This is a genomic window from Stenotrophomonas maltophilia group sp. Smal13 (assembly GCF_030236855.1).
GTDB lineage: Bacteria > Pseudomonadota > Gammaproteobacteria > Xanthomonadales > Xanthomonadaceae > Stenotrophomonas > Stenotrophomonas maltophilia_A.
On the sequence record NZ_JASJSQ010000163.1, the window covers coordinates 1 to 2914 of the forward strand.

3 protein-coding genes are annotated in these 2914 nt (G+C 66.5%); 2 read left to right on the top strand and 1 reads right to left on the bottom strand.

The window, feature by feature from the left end; all coding sequences use genetic code 11:
• The coding region (locus QRO95_RS25085) for a c-type cytochrome (RefSeq protein WP_285303730.1) at positions 1–229 on the top strand (229 nt) is incomplete at its 5' end.
• Between the two features lie 9 nt (positions 230–238).
• Positions 239–700 (top strand): cytochrome c, encoded by a 462-nt coding sequence (locus QRO95_RS25090; RefSeq protein WP_006361215.1) that lies wholly within the window; start codon positions 239–241, stop codon positions 698–700.
• A gap of 148 nt (positions 701–848) precedes the next feature.
• On the opposite strand, the gene QRO95_RS25095 is transcribed toward QRO95_RS25090, so the two are convergent.
• On the bottom strand, positions 849–2729 hold the full coding sequence (locus QRO95_RS25095) for an ATP-binding cassette domain-containing protein (protein WP_285303732.1): 1881 nt from the start codon (positions 2727–2729) through the stop codon (positions 849–851).
• Positions 2730–2914: the final 185 nt, after the last annotated feature.

Genomic DNA, 2914 nt, shown 5'->3' on the forward strand with positions numbered 1-2914 from the left:
TGTCCTGGCCTACACCTGCCAGGGGTGCCATGGCATCACCGGCTACAAGAACGCCTACCCCAGTTACCGGGTGCCGAAGATCGGCGGCCAGACCCAGCAGTACCTGGCCCAGGCCCTGACCGAGTACCGCCAGGGCAAGCGCAGGCATCCGACGATGCAGGCGCAGTCGATGAGTTTCAGCGAACAGGAGATCGCCGATCTCTCTGTTTACCTGTCCACCGTCAAGTAAGGCCCGCCCATGTCGAAAGCCGCGCATCCGATGCGTCACGCCATCGCCCTGTCCGTTGCCCTGCTGCTGGCCGCCTGTTCACAGTCGCAGGTGGAAAACAGCGAGAAATCCGCCGCTGACCCGGGCCATGCCAGCGGCGAACACGGTTCTTCATCCTCTGCCGGCCTGCCACCAGGCCGCGAGGCCGCCGGTGAAGCCCGCGCCAAGGTGAAGAGCAAGGCCACCAACCAGAGCTGCATCGACTGCCACGGCGCCGACGGCAACGCGCCGATCGATGCGACCTACCCGAAGCTGGGTGGGCAGTACGGTGACTACCTGGCGCATGCGCTGCAGGCCTACCGTGCCGGTGACCGCCAGCATGCGCTGATGACGCCACAGGCGAAGGACCTGAGCGATCAGGACATCGCTGATCTGGCGGCGTATTTCGGCAGCCGGCCGAGCCAGCTGCGGGATCTGCACGGGGTCAAATGACCGCCGGCGCCCCGGTGGGTGCGGACCTTGGTCCGCACGGAGGCGTAACCGGCTTCGGTAGGTGCGGACCGTTGGTCCGCACGGATCCCGATATCCACGCATGGCGTGGATCTACTGAGTTCACCGGCAGCGCCGGCGGACGCTCAGCTCAGCCTTCCAGCTCTTCCCAGCGCGCGTAGGCCGCATCCAGCTCGGCCTGCACCTTGGCCAGCTGCTGGGTGTGCGCGGCTACTTCGGCACTGCTGCGGGTGTAGAACGACGGGTCGTTCATCGCCGAGGTCAGCCCTTCGACGTCGCCTTCCAGCTTCTCGATGGTCTTCGGCAGCTGCTCCAGTTCGCGCGCTTCCTTGTAGGCCAGCTTGCGCTTGGGCGCAGCCGGGGCAGCGGCCGTGGCGGCCGGTGCAGCGACCGCCGGCTTGGCTACCGGGGCCGCAGCAGGCGTCGCCACGCTGGCCGCATAGCGCTGCCAGTCGCTGTAGCCGCCGACGTACTCGCCGATCACGCCGTCGCCTTCCATCACCAGCGTGGAGGTCACCACGTTGTCGATGAAGTCACGGTCGTGGCTGACCAGCAGCAGCGTGCCGGTGTACTCGCCCAGCAGCTCTTCCAGCAGCTCCAGGGTTTCCACGTCGAGGTCGTTGGTCGGTTCGTCCATCACCAGCAGGTTGGACGGCTGCGCGAACAGCTTGGCCAGCAGCAGGCGGTTGCGCTCGCCACCGGACAGGCGGGTGATCGGCGCACGCGCACGTTCCGGGGTGAACATGAAGTCCTGCAGGTAGGCATGCACATGCTTGCGCTTGCCGTTGAACTCGAGGAAATCGCGGCCTTCGGCCACGTTCTCGATCGCGCTCCAGTCTTCACGCAGCACCGCGCGGTACTGGTCGAAATAGGCGATCTGCAGGTTGGTACCGGCGTTGACTTCGCCCTTGGACGGCTGCAGTTCGCCCAGCAGCAGCTTCAGCAGCGTGGTCTTGCCGCTGCCGTTGGGGCCGATCAGGCCGATACGGTCGCCACGCAGGATGGTGGTGCTGAAATCGCGGACCATGGTGCGCTCGCCGAAGGCGAACGAAATGTCCTTGACGTCGATGACCTTCTTGCCGGAGCTGACGCCCTGCGCGGCTTCCATCTTGACGTTGCCGCTGAGGTCGCGGCGCTGCGAGCGTTCGGTACGCATCGCCTTCAGGCGACGTACGCGGCCTTCATCGCGGGTACGGCGCGCCTTGATGCCCTGGCGGATCCAGACTTCTTCCTGCGCCAGCAGCTTGTCGAAGCGGGCGTTTTCCTGCGCCTGCGCATTGAGGCGTTCCTCGCGACGGCGCTCGTAGTTGGCCCAGTCGCCCGGCCAGCTGGTGACCTGGCCGCGGTCGATCTCGACGATGCGGGTGGCCAGTGCACGCAGGAAGCGGCGGTCATGGGTGACGAACACCACGCTGCCGCTCCAGCCCTTCAGGAACGCTTCGAGCCAGTCGATGGCCTCGATGTCCAGGTGGTTGGTCGGTTCGTCCAGCAGCAGCACATCCGGGCTGGACACCAGCGCACGGGCCAGCAGCACGCGGCGCTTCATACCGCCGGACAGACGACCGAACTCGGCCTCGCCGTCCAGGTCGAGCTTGGTCAGGGTTTCGCTGACGCGCTGGTCCAGGCCCCAGCCGTTGGCGGCGTCGATCTTGGCCTGCACGTTGCCGAGCGCTTCGCCATCGAACACCTCGGCATGGCTGAGGTGGTGGAATTCGGCCAGCCACTGGCCCAGTTCGCCGAGGCCATCGGCGACGACGTCGAACACCGAGCCGGCGGCGCCATGCGGCACTTCCTGCTCCAGGCGGGTGACACGCACGCCCTGCTGCACGCGCACTTCGCCATCATCGGGCTTGTGGTCGCCGGACAGCAGCTTGAGCAGGGTGGATTTGCCGGCGCCGTTGCGGCCGATCAGGGCGATGCGTTCGCCCGGCTCGATCGACAGTTCGGCCTTTTCCAGCAACAACGGGCCGCCGACGCTGAAGTCGACGTTCTGTAGGGTAATCAGAGGCATCCGGCCATTGTACCGGTTGGGGGCGTCGGCCGGGTTGCACCCGGCACCCGCGGTAGTGCCGGCCGCTGGCCGGAAACCTCAACGGCAACGGCAGAAGCTGGTTTCCTGTGGGAGGCTACCCCGATCTGTCGGGGCGGCATTCTGCTCTGGTGGGTGTCGACCTTGGTCGACACGGTAGATCCACG

Bases quoted from the DNA above. Each gene is read 5' to 3' on its own strand.
- QRO95_RS25090 (WP_006361215.1), top strand. From the start codon at position 239: ATGTCGAAAGCCGCGCATCCGATGCGTCACGCCATCGCCCTGTCCGTT.
- QRO95_RS25095 (WP_285303732.1), bottom strand. From the start codon at position 2,729: ATGCCTCTGATTACCCTACAGAACGTCGACTTCAGCGTCGGCGGCCCG.